The sequence below is a fragment of the Sphingomonas jejuensis genome (assembly GCF_011927695.1).
GTDB classification, from domain to species: Bacteria; Pseudomonadota; Alphaproteobacteria; order Sphingomonadales; family Sphingomonadaceae; genus Sphingomonas_K; species Sphingomonas_K jejuensis.
Genome location: NZ_JAATJE010000004.1, coordinates 1 through 26,010, shown reverse-complemented (window position 1 = coordinate 26,010; position 26,010 = coordinate 1). Strand labels below are relative to the sequence as shown.

The following is a 26,010-nucleotide window of genomic DNA, read 5'->3' as shown; positions in this document are numbered from 1 at the left end:
GTCGAGGACATGGGGTCCAGCACGACATCACAGGAGACACGTCATGAACATCGGTCAGATCAAGCAGAACGACGCGGGCATTTTCATGGGCCGCATTTCCACCCTCGCCGTCGCGATGACGATCGCGCTCAAGCCGGTCCAGTCGTCCAACCCGCGCGCGCCGCGCTACGAGATCCACGCGCTCACCCCGGGCCGGACGTGGGTGCAGGTCGGGGCGTTCTTCGAACTCACCTCGAACAACACCGGCGAGGCGTTCCTGAACGGCCGCATCGACGATCCGTCGCTCGCCGCGCCGCTGCAGGTCTCGGCCTTCCGCCAGGACGACGGCTCGTACAACGTCGTGTGGCAGCGCGCCCAGAAGCGCCGCGATGTCGGTGCCGCGCTCGGCGTCAAGGCGGATGACGATCTGTCGCCGCCGTTCGGCGCCGATGGCGGCCCGGTCGGCAACGGCCCCGATCACGATGCGGGCACCACCGACAACGGCCTGGGCGAAACCACCGCCCCGGTCGAGGAGCCGATCGGCAAGGGCCGCGGTCGCCGCCAGCGCGTCGCCGAGGACGCCTGATCCACCCCCGGTGCCGTGCACTCCCTCACGGCACCGCATGGCGCACGGGCGCGCCCCCTTTCGCTCCCGCACGCCGAAACTCGGGGCGACGCCGGCACACGGCGTCGCCCTTTTTTTGCTTCATGGGCTCCAGTCCCGATTCAACACCGTATCGGATCGATAATTTAGCTATTCCTTCGCTTTATCGCCGTATAAGCACAGGATATCGCAGTTCGAACCTGGGCCACGCTCAAGGGAAGGGGGTGATGAATGGATAGCCGGGCGAATGGTGATGACACCGCTCGCGGGACCGGCACGTCCACTTCATCACGAGGTCCCGACATGGCCGACCGCGTCTCCGTCTCCATTACGATCGGGGGGAAACTTCCCGCCGATCGACTGCCCGAACTGTACAAACTCGCCGATTTCTACGGCCTCTCGACCGAATGGGGGGGAGAACCGCTTGAATCCGTTACATCCGGCGAACCCCTGCGCCTCCATGCTCACGAGGTCCAGAACGGCAATATCGAGGATATCGAGGACTTCTGCTGCACCAACGACCTTCCGTTCAGGACGTGGTCGGGAGGCTCGCCCGGGTCGTTCTCGCCCGAGGTTCGGGTCTGGCCAGGTCATGGTCCGCGCGCGATATTCTCGGCCGACGACAACGAAAGCGTCGTGCTGACGCTTCAGGAATACAATGCTCTAGGTGACCTCGCCGCGATCGGTGAGCACTTCCGGTTGGGTGGCTTCAAACCGCCTGCGCTCTCCATCGTCCCGGGAAAGCCTGAGACCGATAGCTAACAGCGCCATCGGCGCATCCTCCTGACCTAGCCCGATCCGCGTCCCGCACGCACCACCGTCCGCGTGAAGAACGCGGTCGGTGAGGGGCGCTCATCGCGCCCTGCCCGGCCGAAGGGCCGGGGAGGGGAGGAGGATTGAAGATCGGTGTCGAGGACATGGGGTCCAGCACGACATCAGGAGACACGTCATGAACATCGGTCAGATCAAGCAGAACGACGCGGGCATCTTCATGGGCCGCATTTCCACCCTCGCGGTCGCGATGACGATCGCGCTGAAGCCGGTCCAGTCGTCCAATCCGCGCGCCCCGCGCTACGAGATCCATGCGCTCACCCCGGGCCGGACGTGGGTGCAGGTCGGCGCGTTCTTCGAACTCACCTCCAACAACACCGGCGAGGCGTTCCTCAACGGCCGCATCGACGATCCGTCGCTCGCCGCGCCGCTCCAGGTCTCGGCCTTCCGCCAGGACGACGGCTCGTACAACGTCGTGTGGCAGCGCGCCCAGAAGCGCCGCGACGTCGGTGCCGCGCTCGGGGTCAAGGCGGACGATGGCGAACCCGCGCTGCCTTTCACCGCCGATGGCCGTGACGTGGCGACCTCGGGCGCAGGCGATGACACCGGAGACGGGCTGGGTGCCAGCACCGCGCCGGTCGACGAGAGGGTCTGACCGGCATCGGGCGGCGCTGACGCGTCGCCCGTATCGCCACCTCGACGGGGATCGCTTCATCGCCGAAGCGGTCCCTGTTGCCGTTAGTGCCTGTTGCAGCCGCGCGGTCCGTGGTGTACGGATTGTCTTCCGTTTTACGGAAGATACGGATTCCCATGTAACAGAAAGATGGCCGTTACAACATTGGCAGGACCAGATGAGGGTCCCATCCTGGAGGGACGCAGGGCTTAATCGATCCCCGGCCGCGTAACGAAAGATGAGGGAAACCATGACCCCTACAATCGAAAAGGCCAGATCGACCGACGTGTCGAAGCGGTTCGGCTTCTATTACGACGAGGCGATGACGCATCCGATCGCGATCGAGCGCAACGGCGCTGCCCGCGTGGTCATGCTACCCGCCTCCGAGTTCGAACGCTTGTCCCGCCTCGATCACCTCGCGCTCTCGCCGCAGGAGTTGAGCGATGAAGCCATCCACGCCATCAGGACCGCGACGCCCAGCGCCGGGTCCGTCCAGAACGATCAGTACGTCGATTGAACCGCAAGCCGGTGACCTGATCTGGTATTTCTACCTCTGGCGGCATGAACATAACCGGGGCGACGAGGACGGCTCGAAACTCCGCCCCTGCATGGTGGTTGGCAGCTATCGCTCAGCCGGAAGGCTCCGTGTCCTGATGGTGCCACTGACGACGCGCGATTATTCACCGGCTGCATCCATCCCTCTGCCGCCGCGATTCATTGAGGCCTTCGGCCTCGATGACCGATCACGCATCGTGTGGGACGACGTGAACGATTTCGCATGGGTCGGACCCGACGTTCGCGCCGGTAACGACGGTAGCACCATCATCGCCGAGGTGCCGAGCCGCATCGTACAACGTGTCGCGGCGCTGATCGTCGAGCATCGGATCACCCCCACCCGGCGAACCGAGTAGGCGATCGATCCTCGCCAACCCGAAGGGCGGCGCCCGCAGACACAGCCCGGTTCGCTGGCCGAGTGGAAAGATCATCACGATCGGCGATGATCCCGCAGCCGGGCGGCGCGTAAAGCCGTCGCTGTTCTGCCAGCGGGTATCGGCAGGCGTTTGCCCCCTATGGCGATGAGGACGCCCAGGTCCGATGCGGTTGCCGGCGATCGCCCTGGCGAGGGTCGGCCGTCGGGCGACCTTGCGGCATCCGGTCTCCTTGCCGGTGCGTCGTCGCCCGGGCGCGGCCGTCCTTGTCGAGCTTCGGAGCGGCACCACGTCGGTCAGCGAGCGACGCTGGCGGCACGCCTGCCTTCGCGCCGGGTCGTTCGGGGGTACGGGTCAGGCGACCGACATGAGCGGTTCACGAGGTTTGTCCATGGCAATGCCTGCGGGAACCTTGGGCTGATCGACGGCCCATCCGCCGTTTCGTGTCACCTGCGCCGCGCCCCGGGGCCTCGCAACCCCTTTGGCAGGGCCGTGTTGCCGCGCTTCGCGCGGCTGCCCGCACCACCCCTGCAAAAGGGGTTCCCCTCCGGTCGACCAGGCCCGCCGCCTGCGCGCCGGCCCAGCTCGCCCTCCGGTGCGACGCCCCGAACCGCGACGCCCTTCAGGTGACACCGGCGGACGGACCGCCGACCAACCCAAGGAGGCAATGCCATGAACAACGTGAACCTCGTCGGCCGCCTGACCCGCACCCCCGAACTGCGCGAAGTCAATCGCGCCACCAGCGTCGCGACCATCTTCGTGGCGACCGATCGCCCGAAGCTCAACAAGGACGGCCACACCTACAAAGGCGACGACGGCTTCACCGTCAAGGAGACCGAATACCACAAGGTCACCTGCTTCAACGGCCTCGCCAAGGCGATCGCCGGCAACCGCAAGAAGGGCGACCTCATCGCCATCGAGGGACGCCTGCACTACACCCGCTGGCAGGACAGCGACGGCAACGACCGCTACGGCTGCGAGATCATCGCCGATCGCGCCGAGTTCTACTGACCGGCCAGCGAACCGGGCGGCGTCTGCGGGCGTCGCCCTTCGCGCATGCTTCATCATCGCCCGCGCAGGACGCCTCGCCCACGGTGCTTCGCACCGCGGCCTTGCGCCAGCGCGCGCTCACCTGAAAGGTCCGGCACCATGACCGTCCAGCGCGACATGTTCGACGGCGACCCGTTCGCGCCCGAGCCGATACCTGCGGCACCGGACCCGGTCGCTCGGGTCGACGAGCCGGCACCCGCCGGCGGCGACCACGACGGCAATGCCGTCGCGCTCGCCCCGCTGGCGGTGCCGTGCGGCTTCCGCAACCGTCGCAATGAACCCTGCCGGCGTCTCGCCGAGCGACCCATCCTGATGAACGGCCAGCCCTTCGTCCATCGTGGTCACCAGCTGCTCCAGTGTCCGCGTTCCTGCTGGCTAGACGATGACAGCGCGGTCGAGCCGGACATTGCTGACCGGATCGGTGAAGATATCCGGTTCGCAACCGAACCGGATATCCAGACCGACCCGCACGGCGAGGACCCCGATGCCAACCGCGATCCAGACGACCCGGGAATCCAGGAGATGCCGGATTACGATGCCGGGGATGACGGTGGCGAGTATGAATCGGACTGATCCTGCTGATCCTGCTGTGCTGGCTGTGGGACGGCCGTAGAGGGGCAGGGCGGGGCGTCCCGCCTTGTGGGCGGGACCGGGCTCTATTCGGCCCTGGCGGGCCTCACGGAGCCCCCTGGCGGGGTCTCCGCCCTGCGGGTGACGATCCCTATGCCGGCGCCGGGCGTCCTGCGCGCGGGCGACGGCAGCTGGTTCGCCCTCTCGGGCTCACTGGCGCTGCCTCTACGGCGCTGCGCCGTGCCGGCGCATCACCGCCGCCCGTGCTCGGTCCGACCCGGCGTGCCCACCACAACATAATATTTTCTCTCTCTGTGATGAGGAAGTCTGGCATGCGGGGTTGGCGGGCCGTCAAGGACGCGCGGTCCCCCCAATTTTCACGCACCCTTCCGTCTCCGCTTCGCTCCGCCTCCAGGGCACGAGAAAATCGGCTCCCCCGCGCGCGAGCGTTAACCGGGGTCCGCGACCCTGCGGGCCGCGGCTTCCCGGTTAACGTCCCTGACCGCCCTGACCGCCGCATGCCGGATGAGATTCCTCACCGAGAGAAGGTGAGATTTTCAACTCATGGAGGCTATCATGACCAAGTACAGCAACTTCAACGACATGGGCCGCGCGATCAACGAGCGCCGCGCCGACGAGCACACCACCGAGACCTATCAGGGGGCGTTCATCGAGGCGAGCGAGATGGCGAAGCTTTCCATCGTCAGCGAAGCCGAGAAGCTGGACATGCCCGACCCGGAGCAGGCCGCACACGCCGTCGAGCAGATGCTGGCGACGATGTTCGACGTGTTCCGCGACACTCGCATGGAGGAGTTCGCCGCCGACCTCGCATGGGGCTTCGTCAACAGCTTCCACATGGTGGCCAAGCGCATCGAGGGCCGTGAGGATGACGCCGCCAAGAAACTTGGCGACCTGGTGCGCAGCTACGACCCCTCGGAGATCTACGCGGTGGAGCTCGAAGAGACCCAGCTGCTCTGCCAGACCCTCGAGAATTGCGCCGAGGCGATGCGCTGCATGCGGGACCACGCCGGGAACGTGTATCGCGTCGAGACCGGACGGCCCTTCTCGACCGTCCGCGGCAGCAGGGTGTCGTCCAAGCTGACCGCCTCGATGATCGACGGTGCCGACTATCTGGCGGCACGCGCGGCAAAGCGTCGGGACGAGCACAACCCGAGCGGCCCGATTGTCGCCTTCTCGGGCGGCATGGAATGGCACGACCACGAGCAGCTCTTCGAACGCCTCGACCAGATCAAGCGTCGCATCCCGTCGATGGTCCTGATGACCACCGCCATGAACAAGGGTGCCGACGCCATCGCAGCGTCGTGGGCGGCCTCGCGCGAGGTCAAGCTGGTGCGCATGTTCCTCGACAAGCGCCACGGCAACCGGGGCGGGTTCCTCCGCAACGACCGCATCGCCTCGCTGCGTCCCGTCGAAGCGATCGTCTGCGAAGGATCGGGCGTCCAGATCGACTTCGCTCGCAAGTTGCGTACCGCCGGCGTACCGCTCCACGTCTTCCGCAAGGACGGACAGGCACCGGTGCAGCCGAGCCAGCGCAGCCGCCGCGCTTGACGCACCCACGGAAGGGCTCCGGGCAACCGGAGTCCTTCCCCTTTTTTACGTCGCCCTGGGCGGCGCTCCGGGGCATCGAGCCCCATCGCGCCGCGTGGGACTGACCTATCGGTCGATCACGCCACGTTGCCCGCTCGGCACGGCTCGCTCGCGGCAGGGCAATGCCGTCGCATTGCCACTGCCAGCTACGCCTCGCCGGTGCCGGGGTCGATACCGACACCCGTCGCATCGCCTCGCTCGCTTTGCGGTCATCGCTGAATGCGATGACCAGCGCGCTACGCCTCGGCCGATACGACTGGCGATCGTCGTTGAACACCAATCGGCACGCCTCGCTTGCTTCACGGCGATCCCTTCGGATCGCCGGTTCGCTACGCATCGCCGTGCCGATCGCGTTGGCTTATCGACCGCGCCGTCTCGCTCGCATCGCGGCCACGCCTGCGCGTGTCACGCTCGCTACGCATCGACCGGCGCGGTTCAACCGGCGTCACGCTTGCGGCATCAGCACGGCTCGCTGGCGGGCGCGGCGATGCCGTCGCATCGCCTGCACTGCCGCTGCGCATCGCGCCGTGCCGATCGCACCCATTGATCGGCCACGCCGTCTCGCTCGCATCGCGGCCACGCCTGCGCATGTCGCGCTCGCTACGCATCGACCGGCGCGTCTCACCCGGCATGTCGCTTGCCGCATCGGCACGGCTCGCTGGCGGGCGCGGCGATGCCGTCGCATCGCCTGCGCTGCCGCTGCGCATCGCACCGTGCCGATGCCATCGCGCAGGAGCTGACCGGCACGGCTCGCTCGCATCGCGGCCACGCCTCCGCGTGTCGCGCTCGCTACGCATCGACCGGCGCGGTCCGACCGAAGCCCGGCTCGCTCGCGGTGCCGCAATGCCTGCGCATTGCGAGCACCAGCTACGCATCGCTCGGGCACCCGGTCCTGCGGACCGACCCCGTGGCAGGATGATCGACCATGCCGATCCTGACGGATCGGAAGGGGGAGGGGAACCGGAGATGATGGTTCCAATGGGAGACAGACCATGTCGATCACCTTCTTCCTCAGCGTCGATCGCAAAGCCGACGCCGCGCCCGCCGTCATCACCGCCCGCCAGCTTGCCGCGTTCCGCGCCTTCGCCCGCGAACGTGGCCAGCTGCTCGAAGACGAGGATGATGACCCGCTCGTGTCGTGCTCGTTCGAAGCTCGCGTCTGCCCCTGGTCGCTCGCGTCGATCTGCGCGATCTTCGATCACGATGTGGGTGTCATCGCCGTGGTCGAGGAAGCCCAGTTCCGTGGCCTCAACGTGCGCTTCTGGCACGATGACGCGACCCGCACGATCACGATGCGCGTCGCCAGCACCCCGGACGGCGCAGCGGAGATCAATCTCGCGAACGGCAACGCCTTCCACGTCCTCGACGCGCTACGACTTTCGGACGATAATTGCGGCAGCATGCCCATCGGGCAACTACGCGAAACACTCGGCCAGCCCTATGTTCGCCGCGACCTTGGTCGCCTCGATGGTCGTTACCTCGAACGCTTCGACACCCTCGCTGCTCAGGCCGACACCAGTGAAGGGATACGCATGGTCTGGGGATAGCCTCCCTCCAGTCGCCATCGCGTCGGGGAGCATCGGGCTTCGCCTCGATGCTCCCCATTCTTATGCCTGAATGGACCGAAGCTTCGCCAACTCGGCCCAAGCATTGAAAAGGGGAGCGCCTAACGGCAGCTCCCCTTCTATTTGCATGATGGGCTTGAGCCCGCTTTCGCGCTGACCCGCTTACGCGGTCAGGCGCTTCACGGTCTCGGCGATCCCGAGTTTCTTGATCGCTCCAATGATCGCGCTGAACTGGGCAGGATCGGCCTTCATCAACCCCGACCGTTCCACCTCCTTCAGCAGCTCCGAACGCTCACGATCGGCCAGTTGCTTGCGGCGTTCGTTGAGCCGCTGTTCGTCCGCCTCAAGCTGTGCCCGTTCCTGCTCGATACTCCGTGCCATATGACCTGCCTTTTCTGATCGTGGATCGGCCTCCATTTCCCACGATGCCAGCACCGCTCCACCGGCACAATAGCGACACTCATAATCGCTCGCTGGTCCGGCTTTACCGGACCAGCATGAGGCGACGGACACTGCCCTTCGGCCAGGTCCGTCGTGGGGCGGGATTGCTCCGCCCAATACCCTTCGGTCCAGTCCGGTGGTCGCCTGCCTGCGGCGCTTACTCTCCCGGAACCCAGTCCAATGATCGGACATCCAGCCATGATGCCACCACCACCGCGACAGTCCCTAAGGATTTGCACACCGTACGCGGCACGCCGCAGGTTAGGTGTCTGTAATTGCCGGTGTTTGCAGGGGCAAACATGTTTGCCCCTGCAAACGCCTTGGTGGTTCTCCCCTAAGCGCTTGAGAACGCGCGAAAATCCCTGTTTGCAGGGTGAATGCGTTTTCACTCTATACCTCGGGACCAGGCTGTAGTATTTTCCACTCTCCGAAAACCCCACCAGCCACTTTCAAGTGGGTGGTGAATGTCTAACTCGACGATAGCCTTCAGACTTTCGTCTGAAGAGATTGCGGCACTTGATCGTGTAGCCGCGAAACGGTCGTGCTCCCGGTCTGAGGCCGCGCGCACTGCGCTTATGTTCGGTATCCGTTTCGCTGAGGCCGAGCATACTTTCAACATCACCCGTGCGGTCCTCGTTCTCGAGTACATGCAGGCGGCGATCGACGTGATTATCACACGCGATCACGGCGACGTCGTACCCCAGCTTCGCGAAGCCGCGAAGGAGCGCCTGGCGACGTTCCATGCGTAGCGGCGACATCCGGTTCAACGGTCAGGCGGCGACCGTAAAGCACCATTCCGCGCGGGGGCGAATCACCCGCAACTCGGGCAATTTCACCCGCGGTTCGCAGCTTCTCGCCAGTCAGTACAAGATGACCTGGGCGGGCCTCCAGGTGCCCATCTGGATATGGCTGGGGACGTTCATCGTCCTGTTCAATATCTTCGTCTGGCTGGGCCTCGCCGAGCATGAATTCCAGCTCGACCTGATGAAGCTCTATTCCGCCATCTGGACGTGGGTCGGCGGGGACAAATTCCACCTCATCAACCTGACCTTGCCAAACGGCATCGTGACCAAGGTTCCGATCGGCTACGTCCCCTACGAACCCCATGTCGTTCATGCCTGGGCGAAGACGGTCAAGATCTTCCTGACGACACTCGTCATGTCGGCCTTCATCGCCGCTCCGATCATCATGTGGTTCATCATGTGGGCAAACAAGCGCGGCAGCGACATGCTCCAGGAACGCCACAACCGCGGCGCCCTGTTGGTCGAGCGTGACGTGCTCGTCAAAACTGTCAGCGGCCACAACCGGCGCAAGTTCCGCACCGAGTGCGCCGAACACGATCCGCCGTACGTCCCCGAACTCGTCGCCAAGGCTCCGATCCTCGATCGGATCGACCGGGGCATCCACGTTCCATACACGATCGCCGGCATCCCCTATCCGTGGCGGCTCGAACAGAGCCATACCATGCTCATCGGCACCACCGGCACCGGCAAGACGACCCAGCTGCGCAGCCACGTCTCGCAGCTTCGCGCGCGCGGTCATCGCGCGGTCATCTTTGACCTGACCGGCGTGTTCGTGGAGACGTTCTACAACCCAGAAACCGACGTCATTCTCAACCCTATGGACGAGCGTTGCGCGCCGTGGACGCTGTTCGACGAATGCCGCAACTATGCCGATTTCGTTTCGGCCGCATCGGCCCTCATTCCCTCGCATCCCGACGACAAGGAACCGTTCTGGCAGAACGCCGCGCGGATGCTCTTCATCGAGATGTGCCTGAAGCTTCAGGAGATGGGTGAAGCGAACAACGCCGCGATCGCGCACCACCTGATGCAGGCCGATCTGAAGTCGATCAACGCCAAGCTCGATGACACCATCGCCGCCCCGCTGACGACCGAGAAAGCCGCCCGCATGGCGGAATCGATCCGCTCGGTTCTGAACGTCAACGGACAGGCGCTACGCTTCATGCCGGACCCTGTCCCGGGCGGCCCGCCCGCCTTCTCGATCCGCGACTGGATCGCGACCGACAATCGCGACGGCTCGATCATGTTCATCACCGGCTCGTACAACGACCTCGAGATGACCCGCGGTCTGTTCACGCTGTGGATCGATCTGGCCGTCAACAACCTCATGCGCCTGCCCAAGACCCGTGACCTGCGGACCTGGTATCTGTTTGACGAAGTCCATGCGCTTCACGCGCTTCCTGGTATCGAGCATGGCCTCCAGTCGGCCCGCAACTTCGGCGGTGCGTTCGTCCTTGGGATCCACTCGTTCGACAAGCTGGTCGCGACCTATGGCTTGCAGAACGCGACCGCGCTCACCGGCCTCGCGCGCACCAAGCTGATCCTCGCCACCGCCGATCGAACCACAGCCGAAAAGTGCTCCGAGTTCATCGGCAGCCGCGAGGTCCGCCAGATGGATGAGGCCTACAGCTACGGCTACAACAACACCCGCGACGCCTCGACCCTCACGCCTCGCACGGCGATCGAGCCGCTGGTCATCCCCGACGACATCAACAACCTGCCGTCGCTCCACGGCTTCGTGAAGTTTCCCGATGGATTTCCCGCTGCGCGGATCGAACTCAAATACCGCTCCTATGCCGAGGTCGCGCCGGGGGCGGTGCCCCGCAAGAACTTCAAGCCTACCGAATACGTCTCGCCGGAAGACCGGCGTCGTCAGAACACCCGGAACAATGGCGCGGATGAGGGGGGTGAGGGTGGCCGCGAGCATACCCCCACACGGCCTGTGGGGGGCGTGGAGGCGAAGGAAAGGCAAGAGCCGGACCTGACCGCCTCGCAGCCCGAGAAGCCGCGTAGCGAGGCTGAAAAGGCGGCTGCGGCGATGGAGGTCACCGGGTCGCTGCCGGTGGTGATCGATCAGATAACCGGCAAGGGCGTCGCCAGCAGCCCGACCGGCGTCGATGCCGTCCGCGCGTCGGATGCCGCAACGAGGGTCGGGGGCGAACCTTCCAAGCCTGTGACGGGAGGTTCATCCAGTCTGGATGCCCAACTCGGCGGCATGGGCGTGTCCCTGATCGAGAACCGTGCGGGTCCGCAGAGCGGGGTGGATCCGACGCGCGGCGAGGCGTCACGCCATGCCCCGGAAAGCCGGTCCGATCGCGGTGATGCCGATCGCCACGAGGACCAGGCGACCCGCGAATTGCGCGATGGGTTTGCGACGCAGCGCGACCCCGATCACCACCATCGTCATCACGGCCCGGATCATTCGCCGGAGATCGATGACGACATGGACATGGGGATGTAGCCGATGCTGTCGATCGCTTCCGTCAAGTCCGCCTCCGGCGCGGCGCAGTATTTCGCCAAGGACGATTACTACACCGCCGAGCATTCGTCCGAGGCGACCGCCTGGGGCGGGGTGGGCGCGGCCGACCTTGGCCTCAAGGGCGAGGTGACCAAGGAAGACTTCGAGAAGATCCTCAACGGCGAGATGCCCGATGGCGAAAAGGTCGGGCAGGTCGAGGGTCGCAGGCTCGGTGTCGACCTGACCTTCTCGATGCCGAAGTCCGCCAGCGTAATGGCCTATGTCGCTGGCGACACCCGTGTCCTCACCGCGCATATGAACGCCGTAAAGGCGACGATGGGATGGGTCGAGAAGACCTTCGCCGAAGGCCGCACCTACGATCAGTCCAGGTCAGGGGATGCGGTGCGAACCGGCAACCTCGTCTATGCGCTGTTCCAGCACGACACGAGTCGCGCGCTCGATCCACAGGGCCACATCCATGTCCTGATCGCCAACATGACCAAGATGGCGAACGGGGCATGGCAGGCGCTCCACAACCAGCAGCTGTGGAAGAACAACACGACCATCGGCGCGGCCTACCACGCGCAGTTTCGCGCCGAGCTGGCGAAGATCGGCTACGAGACCAGCGTCACCGGCAAGCACGGCCAGTTCGAGATCGCCGGCGTGCCCAAGCAGGTGATCGACACCTTCAGCCAGCGGCGCGCCGATATCCTGGCGAAAGCCGGCGAACTCGGTGTCACCTCCGCCGAGGCGTTGCGCAAGGTGACCAACAATACCCGCGACGCCAAGCTGAACGTCGAGGATCGCGATGCCCTGCGTCAGGAGTGGCGCGACCGGGCGGCCGCGCTCGGGTTCGACGGCAAGGCGCTGGTCGATGCCGCGCGCGAGCGTGCTGGCGCCAGCGGCCTCGATGCCCAGCCACGACCGATGGAGCGCCTCGGTGACGTCCTGGCCAATCTCCGCGAAAGCCTGGGCGAGTTATTCCGACCCGCCGATCCGCTCGTCGCCAGCGGCCTCGACCGGCTGCGCATCGCGCCGGTGGATCTGCGCGCCCAGCACGCCGTCGCCTCCGCGATCCGCATCCATGCCCAACGCGAAGCCGCGTTCGCGGTGCCGGACATCACCAGGACCGCGCTCGACCTCGGGCTGAAGGGTGTCACCGCCGCGCATGTCGACGCGCGCGTCTCCGAGCTCATCCGCAACGAGAAGCTGATTCCGGGCAAGGATGACCGGATCGACAGCGTCGTCACCCATGTCACGACGCCCGAGGCGCTCGCGACGGAGCGCGGCATCCTTGCAGAGATCGAGCGCGGCAAGGGGGAGGGGCGGGTGATCGTCTCCGCCGACACCGTCATCGAGCGGATCAACGCCGCATCGGGCGACAAGGAACTCAACGCAGGCCAGATGGCGGCCGCGACGATGGCGCTGACCTCCGCCGATCGTATCGTCGCGGTCCAAGGCGTCTCGGGCGCCGGCAAGTCGACCATGCTGGCGAGCGTCGCGCGCAACGTCGAGCAGGAGGGCGGCAAGGTGGTCGGCCTCGCGCTCATGAAGGCGACCGCCGATCGCCTCGGCGCGGAAGCCGGGATCGAGAGCCGCACCGTCTCCTCGTTCGTCCACAGCTATGCCCGCCACGCGCTCGCTGGGAAGGGAGCGGGCTATGACGGCGCGCGCGACGCGCTCGCCGGCACGACGCTGATCCTCGACGAAGCCTCGATGGTGGGTTCCGACCAGATGAAGCACCTGGTCGGCATCGCCAATGCGCTCGGCGTCGATCGCTTCCTGATGATCGGCGATCGCCAGCAGATCACCGCGGTCGACGCCGGCAAGGCGTTCGCGCTCGCGCAGGCCGGCGGGATCACGATGGCGCGGATGGACGAGAATCTGCGCCAGCGCACCGAGCAGCTGCGCACCGTCGCCGCGCTGACCAACCGCGGCGAGGTGCGCGAGGCGATGGCGATGCTCGGCGACAAGGTCACCGCCAACCCCGAGCATGTGAAGGCCGCGGCCGAACACTGGCTGGGCCTAACCCCCGAACAGCGCGAGACCACCGCGATGTTCTCGTCGGGCCGCGTCGCGCGCGCAGAGCTCAACGTGCGCATCCAGGACGGCCTCGCCGCGGAGGGCACGTTGAAAGGGGACGGCGTCGTCACCCCGGTCCTCGACAAGGTCAACGTCACGCGCGAGGAACTCCGCTACGCGCATACCTATAAGCCCGGCCAGGTGATCGACCTGCGCCATGCCATGCGCGAGCTCGGCCTCAGCCCCGGCACCTATGACGTGCTCGGCGTCGACGCGAAGGGCCGCGTTCAGGTCCAGATCGGCAACCGGGTACGGACCTTCGATCCGCAGAAGATATCGCCGGTCGACAAGACCGACGCGATGCAGCTCGCCCAGCGCGAGCAGATCAAGCTGCATGAGGGCGACAAGATCCGCTGGACCCAGAACGACAAGGACCGCGGCCTCAACAACAACGATATCGCCCGCGTCGTCTCGGCCGACCCGTCGGGGATCAAGGTGGAGGCGAGCGACGGCACGCTCCACGAGCTGAAGGCGGGCGATCCGATGATGGAACGGATCAGCCTCGCCTACGCGCTCAACATGCACGCGGCGCAGGGCATCACCACCGATACCGCGATCGCGGTGATGAGCCACAAGGAATCTAACCTCTCCAACCAGCGCCTGTTCAACGTCACCGTTACGCGCGTCCGCGACGACATCCAGCTGTTCACCGACGACCGCGAGAAGCTGACCGCCGCGATCGAGCGCAACGAGGGCAACAAGACCTCGGCACTCGAGACCACCGGCGCGCTGTCGATCGACCCCGATCGCGGCGCTGCCGGCACAGCGGCGAAAGCCGGCGCGGGCGAGACGTTCAACCCTTCGCTGCCGCCCGACCTCGATCGCGGACCGGAGAAAGTCGGAGGCGAGCCGAGCGCAGATACAGCCCGCCCCTCGACCGGCGGCAAGATCGACATCCGTACCGATCCCTCGCTCGACCTCTCCCGGTTCAGCGTCCCGGTCGAGCCCAAAGGCCCTGAACTTCCCTACCCCGAAAAGGACATCGGACTGGAGCTATGAGCATGACCACGTCGCCACCGACCTGGGATCAGGTGATCGCCACGAAACATTGGCACGCCTGCGATCTCGACACCCATACGCTCGCGCAATGCAGCCAGCTCGCGCGGCGCGACGATGCGCTCGACTGGGGCGGCGAAACGCTCGCGATGGCCGCGATATTCGGCCTGACCTACGTCTTACTCCTGCCGCTCACCCGCCCGCTGCGTGCCCTCCGGGTCCGGCCCGAGCCAGCACGATGAGCCTCGCCGACCGCGACTATATGCACGGGGCTCCCCGCATCGGCCGGACCTCGCGGCTCGACACGCCGCCCTGCGATGCGATCGAGGGCGCGTCCGAGCATCTCCAACAGGCCCGCAGGAAGCCCGTGGAGCCACGGTCAACCGCGCCGCGCGTGCTCGTCCCCCTGACGCGCCGGCTGCGTCAGGCGGGGCTCCTGGCGGCCGTGGTGGCGGCTTTCACCTTCGCCTGGGCGGTCGGATGCGGAATCGTCAGCGCGTCGCTCCACACCGATGGTGGAATTTTCGTTCCGCCCGCAACCCAAGGTACGCCCGGTGGACGGTAGTTTCCCTTTTCGCTTCCGGCGCCAACCCGAGCCGACGCACGCGACCCTCACGATCGCCGAAACCGCGGATCTGACGGCAGCGGCGCTTGAAGCGGTCCGCGCCGGTGACGGGGGCCGGCTCGCGGTATTCGGCGATGGCGACGCGATCGCCGAACTCGCCGACCAGGTCCGCGACCAGCTGATCGACCCCGCGCGCGGCAACTGGGACTTCTTCGCAGACCATCCGAGCGACTATGCACGCTCGTCCGCGATCGAAGCGTTCCTTCCCGACGATCCTGACGTTTGCTCGGGCTACACCTGCGCTTCGCGCTATGTGCTGCTCCGCGCGATCCAGCATGCCGGCGATGAACCTGGTGCGACCCTTTCGGCCGTCCGCGATCTGATACGGGATCTCCCGCCGGAAGCCGTCGCAGAGGCGGCGGGACACGATTCTGGAAACGGTCACGCCCTGCGTTGGGGAATGACCGTGCTGGCCAGCGTGCGACGAGCGACCCACGCTTTCGCCGACCACGACCGGCTGATGCCCAGGATCTCCATCGCGCGCTGGCTGGCAGGATCGGCGTCGACCATCCTGTTCGTACGACGCGAACCTGGACTGACTTCGAGCGAGGTTGTCGCCGTCGAGGCCTCGCTGCGCGATCACGCGATGCTGTCCAGAATGGACGTGTTTCCCCTGGCTCTCCCCTCGCAGTCGATGGAGGTGGTCGATGGGCATCGATGATCGCGACTATATGCGCGATCGCTACCGCAAGCGGCAGGGGCTCGATCCCGGTGCGACGCAATGGAACGATCGCAAGGCACGGGTCGAGCTGAACCGCTTCGGGTTCAGGAAATCGGTGCCGCTGGGGAGCGCGAGCTGGATATCTGGCGGATCGAAAGGGTCGTGGTTCGAAGCCAGGAACAGGGGCCACGATTATCAGCGCGGTCGATGGCGGCCCCGCCCGCGCTTCACGCCGGCCCCTTACTGGCAGGCGCTGGGCGTCGGTGTTGCCATCGCACTGGTCCTTGCGGCCTGGGCCGGGCAGGGCCAGATCAAGCGCGCAACCTCCAGCCTGTTCGCGTCAATCGTGGGGACGAACACCGGTTTTCCGGAATCGGGAACGGTCGCCGTCTCCTCCAGCGTCGACCTGCGAACCGTCAGAAGCCACCTGACCATTCAGGGTGCGGCAGACAATAGCATCGTCCAGCTGCTCGATCCGGCGACGGCGAAGAACCGGCTGTCGGTCTATGTCCGCGCCTTCGAGCGTGTCACCGTGCCAGCCCCGCTCGGCCAATATCGCGTCCGCTTCATCCACGGCCGCGAATGGGCAGATTCTCGGACCTTCTTCGGCAAGGGCACGCTGCACGACGAGGTTGCCGGCGTGATGCTGTTCACGCGACGGGTCGGGCACACGCTCGATCTTCGTCTGGGGGCCGACAGCAATCTCGTGGTCCGGCGCATCGCCGCCAAACCGGCCTCGATCCAGTGACACTGTCCTTCATCCACGCGCGGGGATTTCGCATCGCACCGCCAGGACCGGCCCCCGCGCGCCGGCACGGCGATCAACCGGGACAGGAGACATGAGCAACTGGGATTTCGAGGAAATGGGCGAGTTCGGCTCGGATGCCGACGCAGACCGCTGGGCGAAGCGCAACAACATCGCCCCGCAGGATGTCCGCATTCGCCGCAAGGGGGACGGGGTTGAGCTGGAGGTCCGGCGCTCGGCGCTGGGCGACAGCAGCGCCCGCCACGATGACCGTCGCGACGGCCGACGCAACGGTTTCTTCTGAAAACGGCCAGGGAAGGAGTACACACGATGAAACTGAAGATGATCGCCGCGCTGGGGCTTGCCGCCCTCTCCGTGGCCTTGCCGTCGGCCGCCAGCGCGCAGTCGTCGGCGCCGGTCCTGCTCGCGATGGCGAGCTTCGCCGGAAGTCATGCCGGCACCGATGCCGCGCGCGAGGCCGCGGCGAAGAAGGCGCGCTATCGCGCGCACGCGCTTCACAACGGCAAATGCAAGGACTGCGCGGACTGTCCCGACTGCAAGGACTGTGACGAAGCCGCGAAGAAAGTTGCGGCGGACGAGGAGCGTGCCGGGATCTGCGATCCCGCAGCGCATGCGAAGAAGGCGGGCGCCGGTGCTTGATCGCACCCGCATGCTCGTCGTGACGGCCGCGCTCGCGGCCGTCACACCTTCAATGGCCCACGCCCAGAAGCTGGGGCAGGGCGGCACCGGCGTCGACGAGACGACCGCCGTGCCGCAATGCCAGGTGCCGCTCGGCGTTGCCGCGCTGGTTGAGGAGAAGGCCGCCAACCCGGCCGATGGCCTGTCGCCGCAACTGCAGGCGCTCATGCGCATGGCGGAGATGCAGAACGGCGGTTCGACCGCGCGCGTCGACGCGCTGCCACTGGTCAAGCTGATGATCGCGCGATCCAATTGCTTCCGCGTCGCCGATCGCGGCGAGGCGTTCAGCGCGCTCGAACGCGAACGCGCGATCAATGGCGGGACTGCCACAACCCGGCCTGTCACCAAGGCGGATTATCTGATCGAGGTGAAGGTGGTCTATTCCGACGCCAAGTCGCGTGAGAGCGGGGGCGGGGTCGGCGGTGTGTTCGGCGGGGCGGTCGGGCTCAAGTCGAAGACACTCGAAAGCCAGGTGCTGATGACGCTGGTCGACGTGAACACCGGCATCCAGGAAGCGGTCGCCAGCGGGTCGGCGCGCAAGAAGGATATCGGCGTCGTGGGCGGTGGGCTGTTGCTCGGCCTTGGCGTGGGTGCGCTCGGTGGAAGCTACGCCTCGACCGACATCGGCAAGATCACCACGCTGGCGACGCTCGATGCGTTCCGCAAGCTGATCGAGGATGCACGGCCACGGCTCGAGGCGAGGCTGGTGCCGGCCAAGCCGCCCGCAATGGTGCCTCCCGCCTCCGCGCCGCTACCGGCGCAGGCGGTTCAACCGCTGCCGCAGCCAAATCCGGGAACGCCGAAACGATGATCCGCAAGAAATCGACCCGCGCGGCCGAGATCGCATTTGCCGACGAAGTGATGGCGTCCGACGAGTTCGCGGCTCTCCCCGAGCGCGTGCGATCGACGGTGCGGAACCATCGCCAGGGGATGCGGGGCGAGCGCGAGACCGCCTATATGCTCGATCACCAATTCGGGCCTGACAACGACCGCAACCTGCTTATCCACGATCTGCGCCTGCCGGACGGGCAGGGCGGGTTCGCGCAGTTCGATCATATCCTGCTGTCGCGGGCGTCGCGCACCGCCTCGATCTTCGAATCCAAGAACTACTCTGGCCGGATCTCGAAGAACGAGCATGGCGAATGGATGGTCTGGTATCGCTCGCAACGTCAGCCGCAGAACATCCCCAATCCGGTCGAACAGGCCAAACGACAACGCAAGGTGCTGCAGGCGTGGCTGAAGCGAAAAGGGCATGACAGGGCGTTCGCGGAGGTCGGCGTATTCGTGTCCGTTCCGCCCACCGCGATGATCGACCGTTCCAAAATCGGCAGCGACGAGCCGATCTACAAATGCGACAACCTTTACAAAGCCTGGGTGCCGTTCGGCGGGTCATCGCCCCTGGGACGAATGTTTTCGACCGGCGTCACCGCCGCGCAGATGGTCGAGATCGCCGACCAGCTCATCGCCGACCATGTCCAGGAGGGCGATATCTATACCCGCCTCGGCATCGTTCCTGACAGCACGGACGCCGCCGATACGTCTCATACCGGCGACCCGTCTGGGCCGATCAACATGCCCATCGTCCAGGCCGCGTCTGTGCCGGAATTTCCGCCGTACGTCGAGGCAGAGCCTGTCACTGTTCATCCGGCGCAAAGTCCCTCCACATCGGTAGCGGTTGAATGCACCGTTTTGGAGGTATCGCCCCCTGCCAAGGCGGTTCCCGTCAAGGCGGGCGCACCTATCGAGGTATGCGCCGGGATCGTCGAGCGGACACTGCCAGATGGCCGCATCGCATTCCGGGCCGCGCGCGACGATGAGATCGGCAGGGAGGTTCTTTCCGCGTTGTGCAAGGGCAAGGCGATCTGGAACCCGAGATTCTCCAACTGGATCTGCGTGCCCGACGTCGCCGACGTGATCCGGGCTGCACTTCCCGATGCGATCAGGGTCGGCCACGTCGCATGAATATGATCAGCCTGCCCCGGCCCGAATGCCCGTATTGCCATGAGGCGATGCGCCGCTGGCCGCTGGGGCAGCACATGCTGGTCTGCGACACCTGCCGCCGTCCGATCGTGCGCTACCTCGCTGCGCCCTCGCGTCGGATCTTTCGGCTGCGCCCGCTCTACAGCGTCATCAACGCCATCGCGCTGTTCATTCTGGTCGCGACCTTTCTCGCCATCGTGATCGCCCGCGCCGACATCCGGCATATCATGCTGGCCGTCGCGATCCCCATCGCGATGTTCGGCGCGAGCGATATCGGCGATGGCTGGCTGTCCTGGCGTACCTCGCTCGATCGAGGGTGGAACCACCTTCGCAAGGGTCGCAAGGCGCGGCTGATCGGGCTGGCACGCGCAGCGTTCGGCATCGCCGGCTGTGCTGTCGCCATCTTCGGGCTGCTTGCCTACGGCGACATGACCACTCCACGAAAACCGCTTGCCCATCAGGCTGGTCGGCCATGATTCCCTTCTGCCTGATCCTGGGCGACAGCACCGCGGTCGGCACGGCGCAGGCATTGGCAGCACAGGGCATACGCTGCGAGGTTCATGCGCGCGTGGGTGCCGGTTCGGCCGAGATCGAGCGGCGGGTGAGGGGCGCTTCGGCCGCCACCGTCGCCCTCATCGCACTCGGGTCGAACGATGCCGCCAGTCCGGCGCTCCCAACCAACCTTCTTGCGCTCAGGCGGCGAACCACCGCCGTCAAGGTGGCCTGGCTTGCCCCCTACGACCTGCGCGCGTCATCCATTGTCACGTCGATCGCGGCACGTTTCGGCGACACCGTCATCCCGCTGCGGGCGCAACCGAGCCGGGATGGCATCCATCCGGTCAGCTATCGCCCCGTCGCCAAGTCGCTGCGGTGGGGGGCGGTCGCCCCCTTCAGAGCCGGCGTAGCGCCGGCGCCGATCGCGCGCGCGACCGTGCTGGTGATGAGCAGCCCACTCGGGTCGTGATCGCCATCTTCATGCCGCGAGCATCGGTCGCCGGAACCGAACGGCTCGACTCAATCCCGCTGGAACAAATCCGGCCCATATGACAGGCTGAACGTCATGGACCATCGCATCACCCACACCTGCGGCCATGAGCAAACCCATTTCATTGCCGGGTTCGCGTCGCAGCAGGAGCGCAAGGCCACCTGGCTGCGCACGACGGTCTGCGGCGCGTGCTACCGCAAGCAGCGCCAGGAAGAGAACGAGCGCGACGCCGCGGCCTCGCAACAAGCCGTTGCCCATCTGTCGCTGGCGCCGCTCAACGGCTCGGAACGACAGGTCAGCTGGGCAACGACCATTCGCGCGAAACGGATCGCCTTGCTGCGCAAGGATCAACCTCTCGATAGCGTCGAAACCGGCGCGGCGCTGCTCGGCATCGCGGACGCCAAATGGTGGATCGACAACCGCGACGCGACCGACGCGCAGTTGCTCGCCTCGGCAGGGGTGGCTCAGGCTCCCGGCTGAACCGGCGTCGTCACCGCATTCTTCAGCGGCGCGGGCTTCTTGCCGTCAGGCAGCGTCCTGCGGAGGTGCTCGTGGACGATCGCAGCCGAGAAGGGCTTCGGGATGAACGTCGCCTTCTCGGGCATGTCACCCGGATTGGGACGGATATTTGTAGGGGCTTGCAATCGTAGCGGTGTCTGCTCGCCAACAGCGCTATTTCCTGCTCACGCTATCTGCCACTGGCGCGTGGCACCGTGCTCGAATTAGCTGCCAATGTGCTCGCCATCATCCGGCGCTGCTCGCAAACGAGGCGTCGCACTCACGTTATCTGCCAACAGCTTCGACCGCCAAGGGGAGGTCGATCAGACGGCCATAGGTTGTCCCGTTTCTCCATCTGCACCGGGCAGTTTCGGGAAAAGCCAATCGGGAACACATTTCGGGAAAATGGCGCCCTCGTTGCCATCGAGCGCGCCTTCCCGCCGTCAGCCGTCCCACGCGACCTTCCCAAACGAGACGGTGCCGTTTCGCTGGCTCCTCGCGCCAGCATTTCAATCTACAGAACTGGAGGTTGTTTCTATGATGTTCTCGATAGTGGCGAGGCGCCGATCTGGATGCTAGCGTGCCGCGGAAGGGCAAATCGTGGTAAACAATGACTGATCTTGGAGCGCGTGAGCAGCGGCGTTTGGCGGCGCTCGCAAAATTCGAGGTAATGGACACCCCGCGAGAGTCGGCTTTCGACGAGCTGGCCGAGCTGGTCGCCGCGATTTGCGAGGCGCCGATCGGGGTCGTGAATCTGATCGGGGAGTGCCGCCAGTTCTTTAAGGCAGAGGTGGGTCTGGGGGTTCGCGAAACGCCGCTGGATACGTCGTTCTGCGCGCACGCGCTTTTGGAGCAGGATTTCCTCCTTGTTCCCGACGCGACGGCCGATCCGCGGTTTGCGTGCAACCCCCTGGTTACCGGCGAGCCTCACATCCGCTTCTATGCCGGTGCACTGCTAAAGACGGACGACGGACTTCCAATCGGGACGCTGTGTGTGCTCGACTACCAGCCGAGGCAATTGTCGGACGTACAGATACGCTCGATCCGCGTCCTGGCTCGACAGGTCATGGCGCAACTCGAACAACGTCTTGCGGCACGGCAGGTCGCCGCATCCGAGGCGCGGCAGCGCGCCATCATGGACAGCGCTCAGGATTTCGCGATCGTCACGACCGATCTCGATGGCCATATCGTTGAATGGACTTCCGGCGCGAAGAACGTGCTTGGCTGGTCAAGGGACGAAGTGATTGGAAAGAGCGCTTCGATCCTGTTCACCGACGTAGATATCAGCGCCGGCAGGCTGGCATTGGATCTGGCGCAAGCTCACGACGAAGGCCGAGCGTCTGTTGAGCATTGGATGGTTCGCAAAGACGGGAGACGCATACTGGCCGTCGATGTGACGTCCCCATTGATGGACCAGCACGGCCAACATGTCGGCTATGTGAAGGTGCTGCGTGATCGCACCGAAGCGCATGCCGCGAGCGAAGCCCTGCGGGAGGTGGAAGCCCGCGCCACCGGCAGGTTGCAGGCCAATGAGGAGAAATGGCGCACCCTGTTCAAGACGCTCGAAGAGGGTTTCATCCTCGCCAGAGTCGTGCGCGATGCAGACGGCAGGATCTGCGACTGGCGGTATGAGGAAGTGAACGACGCCTGGTATAGCCTGGTGGGTATCGAGCGGGGCACGGCGATCGGAAAGACGATGCGCGACCTCTTCCCGGGAATTGAGGACGTATGGGTCAACGAGTTCGCCGAGGTTGTCGATACCGGCGAAGCCAAGCGCTTTACCCGTCAGTTCGGAGGGCTGGATCGTTGGTATGACGGGGTGGGCCAACCCATTGGGGAGGATCGGTTCACCGTCATTTTCCTCGAAGTGACGGATCGCATCCGCGCCGAGAAAAAGCGCGAGGCGCTCACCGACATCGGGCACGTTCTGTCGGAGTCATCCGATATGGAACATGCGATCGATCAGGCGACGGAGATCGTGGCCAAGACGCTCGGCGTGGTTCGGGCTGGGTACGGTACGCTGGATGCAGACGGGGAAATGATTACCGTGCCGGAGCACTGGACGGCGGATGGCTGTCCCCGGCTTGTCGGTCAGTACCGCGTCGATGATTATGGTGACTACGCTATCGACCTCCGGGCTGGTCGTCCCGTCGTCATTCCCGATGTGCGGTATGATCCACGAACATCGCCTCGAGCGGACATTTTCGAAAGCCTCGCCGTTCGAACGATGATCAATCTTCCGGTGGTGGGGAATGGTCGAACCGTCGCGATCTTCTTCGTGAACGATAACGTTCCGCGCCAATGGACGACGCAGCAGGTGGCATTCGTCGCAGAGGCGGCCAGTCGTATCCGGGTTGCGATTGAGCGCCGCCGGGCAGAACAGGACCTGCGCGAAAGCGAAAGCTTTATGCGCAGCGTTCTTGCTGCCTCGACCGATTGTATCAAGGTGCTCGACCTTAACGGCGATCTCACCTTCATGAGCGATGGCGGCATGAAGGTGATGGAGATCAGCGACTTCAACGCGGTCAAAGGCTGCTTCTGGCCGAGTTTTCTGAAGAATGACGGCGTTGGTCTGGGCAAAGAGGCGCTTGCAGCGGCAAGAGCGGGTCGATCGGCCCATTTCGAGATCGCAGCTGACACATTCCTGGGCACCCCGAAATTCTGGTCGGTGTCGGTTTCGCCCATCTTCGGCGAGAACGGCGAGGTGGTGCGCATCCTGTCCGTATCGCGTGATCACACGACTTTGCAGGAGGCGCGTGAGCAGCAGCTCCTGCTCAATGGCGAATTGAGCCATCGATTGAAAAACGTCTTGTCCATCATCCAGTCGATTGCCAACCAGACGCTGCGTGATGCGGTGACACTGGAGGATGCCTCTGCTGCCTTCTCATCACGTCTGGCATCCTTGGGCCGGGCGACGGATGTGCTGACCGCGACATCGTGGGAAGCGTCGGACCTTGATACGGTCTTGGAAGCCGGCTTGGCGGCCGTTGCCGATAAGCGGGACCGGATCGCGATCAATGGCCCCGCGGTGCGTCTCAATCCGCAGTCGGCACTCGCCCTCACGCTCGCAATCCACGAGCTGGTCACCAACGCGCTGAAATACGGTGCCCTGAGCAACCATACCGGCACCGTGACGTTGACGTGGGAGGTGAGTGGATATGACGCAAACCCAGAGTTCACCTTGCTATGGCAGGAGCGCGACGGTCCGACCGTCTCGCCCCCCACACGCAGGGGCTTTGGAACGCGGCTAATCGAACGTTCGCTGCGATCGTACTTCAGGGGCGAGACGGTGTTGAGCTACCCGCCTGAAGGTGTCGAATTTCGGATCAAAGCGCCGTTAGTCGGTGCAGGCGAATTGGTAACCGCGTAATGGGTCAGGCAATTCCGCCACGGGCAATCCTCATCGTTGAAGATGAGGTGTTTATACGTCACGATCTGATGGATTTTTTCAGCGACCGTGGTTTTATTGCGTTTGAAGCTGAGGACGGCGACGAAGCGATCAAGATCATAGCCGATCATCCCGAGATTGGAATTGTCCTGACAGACATCCAGATGAAGGGATCGATGGATGGTCTGCGACTTGCACGCTACGTTCGTGATAGGTACCCGCCAATGCTGATCGCGGTTGTCTCCGGTAACGTCCGTCCTTCACAAGCTGACCTGCCGGAACACTCTTTCTTCGTCGCCAAACCTTTTGACCCTCGATACGTGCTGTCAGAGATTGATCGGCTTAGTTCCTGATTTCCGCAGGCGAGGGGTACCTGGGAGAACGCTCCTATCCCGGAATACCATCGTTTGAGGGAAAGGGGGTGACCGCCGAGGAGTGGTGATTATGAGCAGCCCCCACCGGGTGGTCCGGGTTGATAGTTAGTGCATTGTCGTCTCCGCCGCCATTGCCGGTCGGAGGTGGAGCGAAGCGGAACCGGAGGCCGGCAATGGCGGTGTCGCCGCTTCCGGGGCGGGTGGTCGATAGCCGAGGCTGCTGTGCGGTCGGACAGTGTTGTAGTGACGCCGCCACGCCTCGATCAGCACCCTGGCTTCAGCGAGGGTGTAGAAGATCTCGCCGTTCAGCAGCTCATCCCGCAGCGAGCCGTTGAAGCTCTCGTTGTAGCCGTTCTCCCATGGCGAGCCCGGGGCGATGTAGAGCGTCTTCACGCCGATCTGCCTGAGCCAGGTCTGGACGGCGGCGGCGATGAACTCGCTGCCATAGCACATTGGGAAGCGCTGGTTCGGGAGCCGCTATGGCCCTGATGAAGACAAGGCCGCGAAGCGGCCGCAGGCTTCATCAGGGCAAGCCATGGCCGGTCAGCAGGTATCTAAAGTGAGGTTGTCGAGACAACACTTTGGAGGCCAACCGACCATGACCAAGCTCACCTCTACGCCTGCCGGCGCCGTGCTGGTAGCCATCGACATGTCCAAGAACCGGCAGGAGGTCCTCATCGAGCGACCGGAAGGCGGTCGGCGCCGGCGGATGACCGTCATGGCGACCAGGCAGGACTATGACGGCTTTGCCGAGCAACTCGCTGCCATCGGGCGCCCCATCATCGTCGGGTTCGAGGCGACGGGTAATTACCATCGCACGCTGGCACACCGGCTGCTGACGGCGGGGTTCGAGCTGCGCCTCATCTCGTCGGTCGCGCTCGCCCGAACGCGTGAGGCGCTGCACAACGGCTGGGACAAGAACGACCCCAAGGACGCGCAGGTCATCCTCCACATGCTGCGGATCGGCGCGACGCAGCGCTACGTCGACCCGCTCGCCGCGGGCATCAATGACCTGCAGGAACTCTCGAAGACCCACGAGACGATCTCCAGGATGAAGACGCAGACCTGGCACCGGATCCTGACCCACTACCTGCCGCTGTACTTTCCCGAGATCGCCCGCTTTGCAGGCAACAGCCGGTCCGACTGGTTTCTCGCGCTCATCGAGCGGTTTCCGACACCGGCCAGTATCACGGCGCTGGACCGCGAGGCGTTCTCGGCTGCGGCATGGCCGCTCATCGGCCGCAAGGTTTCCAAGGCACACCTCATCAACGACATCTACGAGACGGCGTCCGCCTCGACGGCGCTGCCGGTCCCGGAGGACTCAGCCGCCATCACCATGTTCCGCATGGTCATCGCCCAAGGCCGCAGCCTGATCGGGGGCACCTCAAGGTTTGTCATATGGACAGCGGCAGTCGGAACAAATGGTCAACAAAAGCCTGAGCGTTGCCGCAAAGTATATTAAGTTTCGTGGGTTTGTGAGGTTGGACGAGTTGGAAGTTACCGGATCACCTCTCGTGATGTTTCACCCG

At 65.0% G+C, this 26,010-nt stretch carries 28 protein-coding genes and 2 pseudogenes; 27 read left to right on the top strand and 3 right to left on the bottom strand.

The features are described from left to right. Positions 1-43 precede the first annotated feature (43 nt). The 10 genes from GGR88_RS14530 (at position 44) to GGR88_RS14485 (ending at position 7,731) form a co-directional block, all read left to right on the top strand. Positions 44-565, top strand: a complete 522-nt coding sequence (locus GGR88_RS14530) for a DUF736 domain-containing protein (RefSeq protein WP_167956381.1) — start codon at positions 44-46, stop codon at positions 563-565. Positions 566-886: 321 nt separating this feature from the next. Then, positions 887-1,345: a hypothetical protein gene (locus tag GGR88_RS14525; protein ID WP_052192542.1), complete on the top strand. Its 459-nt coding sequence runs from the start codon at positions 887-889 to the stop codon at positions 1,343-1,345. 187 nt (positions 1,346-1,532) lie between these two features. Then, on the top strand, positions 1,533-2,009 hold the full coding sequence (locus GGR88_RS14520) for a DUF736 domain-containing protein (protein ID WP_024310589.1): 477 nt from the start codon (positions 1,533-1,535) through the stop codon (positions 2,007-2,009). A gap of 268 nt (positions 2,010-2,277) precedes the next feature. Next, a complete protein-coding gene (locus tag GGR88_RS14515) occupies positions 2,278-2,544 on the top strand; it encodes a type II toxin-antitoxin system Phd/YefM family antitoxin (RefSeq protein ID WP_010409116.1) in 267 nt (88 codons plus the stop codon). Positions 2,545-2,680: 136 nt separating this feature from the next. Beyond that, a complete protein-coding gene (locus tag GGR88_RS14510; RefSeq protein WP_062126514.1) occupies positions 2,681-2,938 on the top strand; it encodes a hypothetical protein in 258 nt (85 codons plus the stop codon). Positions 2,939-3,628: 690 nt separating this feature from the next. After that, entirely contained in the window at positions 3,629-3,967 is a 339-nt protein-coding gene (locus GGR88_RS14505) for a single-stranded DNA-binding protein (protein ID WP_010409121.1), read from the top strand. A 138-nt stretch (positions 3,968-4,105) separates the two neighbouring features. Continuing rightward, positions 4,106-4,579, top strand: a complete 474-nt coding sequence (locus GGR88_RS14500) for a hypothetical protein (RefSeq protein WP_167956379.1) — start codon at positions 4,106-4,108, stop codon at positions 4,577-4,579. Between the two features lie 573 nt (positions 4,580-5,152). Continuing rightward, positions 5,153-6,145 carry an SLOG family protein gene (locus tag GGR88_RS14495; RefSeq protein ID WP_037494485.1) on the top strand — a complete coding sequence of 331 codons (993 nt, stop codon included), beginning with the start codon at positions 5,153-5,155 and terminating at the stop codon, positions 6,143-6,145. Between the two features lie 712 nt (positions 6,146-6,857). Continuing rightward, a complete protein-coding gene (locus GGR88_RS14490; RefSeq protein WP_167956377.1) occupies positions 6,858-7,103 on the top strand; it encodes a hypothetical protein in 246 nt (81 codons plus the stop codon). A 73-nt stretch (positions 7,104-7,176) separates the two neighbouring features. Next, entirely contained in the window at positions 7,177-7,731 is a 555-nt protein-coding gene (locus GGR88_RS14485) for a hypothetical protein (RefSeq protein WP_010409130.1), read from the top strand. A gap of 180 nt (positions 7,732-7,911) precedes the next feature. Here GGR88_RS14485 and GGR88_RS14480 read toward each other — a convergent pair whose 3' ends face one another. Beyond that, positions 7,912-8,184, bottom strand: coding sequence for a hypothetical protein (locus GGR88_RS14480; RefSeq protein WP_342449822.1), 273 nt, complete (start codon positions 8,182-8,184; stop codon positions 7,912-7,914). Between the two features lie 470 nt (positions 8,185-8,654). On the opposite strand from GGR88_RS14480, the gene GGR88_RS14475 reads away from it, so the two are divergent. The 14 genes from GGR88_RS14475 (at position 8,655) to GGR88_RS14410 (ending at position 20,701) form a co-directional block, all read left to right on the top strand. After that, positions 8,655-8,939 (top strand): hypothetical protein, encoded by a 285-nt coding sequence (locus GGR88_RS14475; protein ID WP_064312469.1) that lies wholly within the window; start codon positions 8,655-8,657, stop codon positions 8,937-8,939. Further along, the gene (locus GGR88_RS14470) at positions 8,932-11,451 is read left to right on the top strand and encodes a type IV secretion system DNA-binding domain-containing protein (protein ID WP_167956375.1); all 2,520 of its coding nucleotides are present in this window, start codon (positions 8,932-8,934) and stop codon (positions 11,449-11,451) included. The genes GGR88_RS14475 and GGR88_RS14470 overlap by 8 nt, the downstream gene beginning before the upstream one ends. 3 nt (positions 11,452-11,454) lie before the next feature. Further along, positions 11,455-14,529, top strand: coding sequence for a MobF family relaxase (mobF, locus tag GGR88_RS14465; protein ID WP_167956373.1), 3,075 nt, complete (start codon positions 11,455-11,457; stop codon positions 14,527-14,529). 2 nt (positions 14,530-14,531) lie between these two features. Then, entirely contained in the window at positions 14,532-14,768 is a 237-nt protein-coding gene (locus GGR88_RS14460) for a hypothetical protein (RefSeq protein WP_035386409.1), read from the top strand. Then, positions 14,765-15,091 (top strand): hypothetical protein, encoded by a 327-nt coding sequence (locus tag GGR88_RS14455; RefSeq protein WP_035386408.1) that lies wholly within the window; start codon positions 14,765-14,767, stop codon positions 15,089-15,091. The genes GGR88_RS14460 and GGR88_RS14455 overlap by 4 nt, the downstream gene beginning before the upstream one ends. Further along, positions 15,081-15,812: a type IV secretion protein gene (locus GGR88_RS14450; RefSeq protein ID WP_167956371.1), complete on the top strand. Its 732-nt coding sequence runs from the start codon at positions 15,081-15,083 to the stop codon at positions 15,810-15,812. The genes GGR88_RS14455 and GGR88_RS14450 overlap by 11 nt, the downstream gene beginning before the upstream one ends. After that, positions 15,799-16,560 (top strand): hypothetical protein, encoded by a 762-nt coding sequence (locus GGR88_RS14445; protein ID WP_010409145.1) that lies wholly within the window; start codon positions 15,799-15,801, stop codon positions 16,558-16,560. Before GGR88_RS14450 ends, GGR88_RS14445 begins: the two co-directional genes overlap by 14 nt. Positions 16,561-16,651: 91 nt before the next feature. After that, a complete protein-coding gene (locus tag GGR88_RS14440) occupies positions 16,652-16,861 on the top strand; it encodes a hypothetical protein (RefSeq protein ID WP_010409146.1) in 210 nt (69 codons plus the stop codon). A 26-nt stretch (positions 16,862-16,887) separates the two neighbouring features. Continuing rightward, a complete protein-coding gene (locus tag GGR88_RS14435) occupies positions 16,888-17,217 on the top strand; it encodes a hypothetical protein (RefSeq protein WP_167956369.1) in 330 nt (109 codons plus the stop codon). Beyond that, a complete protein-coding gene (locus GGR88_RS14430; protein WP_010409149.1) occupies positions 17,210-18,067 on the top strand; it encodes a CsgG/HfaB family protein in 858 nt (285 codons plus the stop codon). Before GGR88_RS14435 ends, GGR88_RS14430 begins: the two co-directional genes overlap by 8 nt. Continuing rightward, positions 18,064-19,218: a nuclease-related domain-containing protein gene (locus GGR88_RS14425; protein WP_024310595.1), complete on the top strand. Its 1,155-nt coding sequence runs from the start codon at positions 18,064-18,066 to the stop codon at positions 19,216-19,218. Before GGR88_RS14430 ends, GGR88_RS14425 begins: the two co-directional genes overlap by 4 nt. After that, positions 19,215-19,712, top strand: a complete 498-nt coding sequence (locus GGR88_RS14420; protein WP_010409153.1) for a hypothetical protein — start codon at positions 19,215-19,217, stop codon at positions 19,710-19,712. Before GGR88_RS14425 ends, GGR88_RS14420 begins: the two co-directional genes overlap by 4 nt. Next, positions 19,709-20,200, top strand: coding sequence for an SGNH/GDSL hydrolase family protein (locus tag GGR88_RS14415; protein WP_010409155.1), 492 nt, complete (start codon positions 19,709-19,711; stop codon positions 20,198-20,200). The genes GGR88_RS14420 and GGR88_RS14415 overlap by 4 nt, the downstream gene beginning before the upstream one ends. 96 nt (positions 20,201-20,296) lie before the next feature. After that, positions 20,297-20,701: a hypothetical protein gene (locus GGR88_RS14410; RefSeq protein WP_010409157.1), complete on the top strand. Its 405-nt coding sequence runs from the start codon at positions 20,297-20,299 to the stop codon at positions 20,699-20,701. On the opposite strand, the gene GGR88_RS14405 is transcribed toward GGR88_RS14410, so the two are convergent. Next, the gene (locus GGR88_RS14405) at positions 20,686-20,826 is read right to left on the bottom strand and encodes a hypothetical protein (RefSeq protein ID WP_231372554.1); all 141 of its coding nucleotides are present in this window, start codon (positions 20,824-20,826) and stop codon (positions 20,686-20,688) included. The genes GGR88_RS14410 and GGR88_RS14405 overlap by 16 nt on opposite strands. 503 nt (positions 20,827-21,329) lie before the next feature. Here GGR88_RS14405 and GGR88_RS14400 point away from each other — a divergent pair. Together GGR88_RS14400 and GGR88_RS14395 are read left to right on the top strand one after the other, a co-directional pair. Beyond that, complete coding sequence (locus GGR88_RS14400; RefSeq protein ID WP_245197282.1) at positions 21,330-24,089, top strand: PAS domain S-box protein; 2,760 nt, start codon at positions 21,330-21,332, stop codon at positions 24,087-24,089. Beyond that, positions 24,089-24,460: a response regulator gene (locus GGR88_RS14395; RefSeq protein WP_018250464.1), complete on the top strand. Its 372-nt coding sequence runs from the start codon at positions 24,089-24,091 to the stop codon at positions 24,458-24,460. Before GGR88_RS14400 ends, GGR88_RS14395 begins: the two co-directional genes overlap by 1 nt. Positions 24,461-24,586: 126 nt before the next feature. On the opposite strand, the pseudogene GGR88_RS14390 reads toward GGR88_RS14395, so the two are convergent. Then, positions 24,587-24,925: pseudogene (locus GGR88_RS14390) on the bottom strand (integrase core domain-containing protein); the annotation flags it as partial. Between the two features lie 154 nt (positions 24,926-25,079). On the opposite strand from GGR88_RS14390, the pseudogene GGR88_RS14385 reads away from it, so the two are divergent. Then, positions 25,080-25,856: pseudogene (locus GGR88_RS14385) on the top strand (IS110 family transposase); the annotation flags it as partial. Positions 25,857-26,010: the final 154 nt, after the last annotated feature.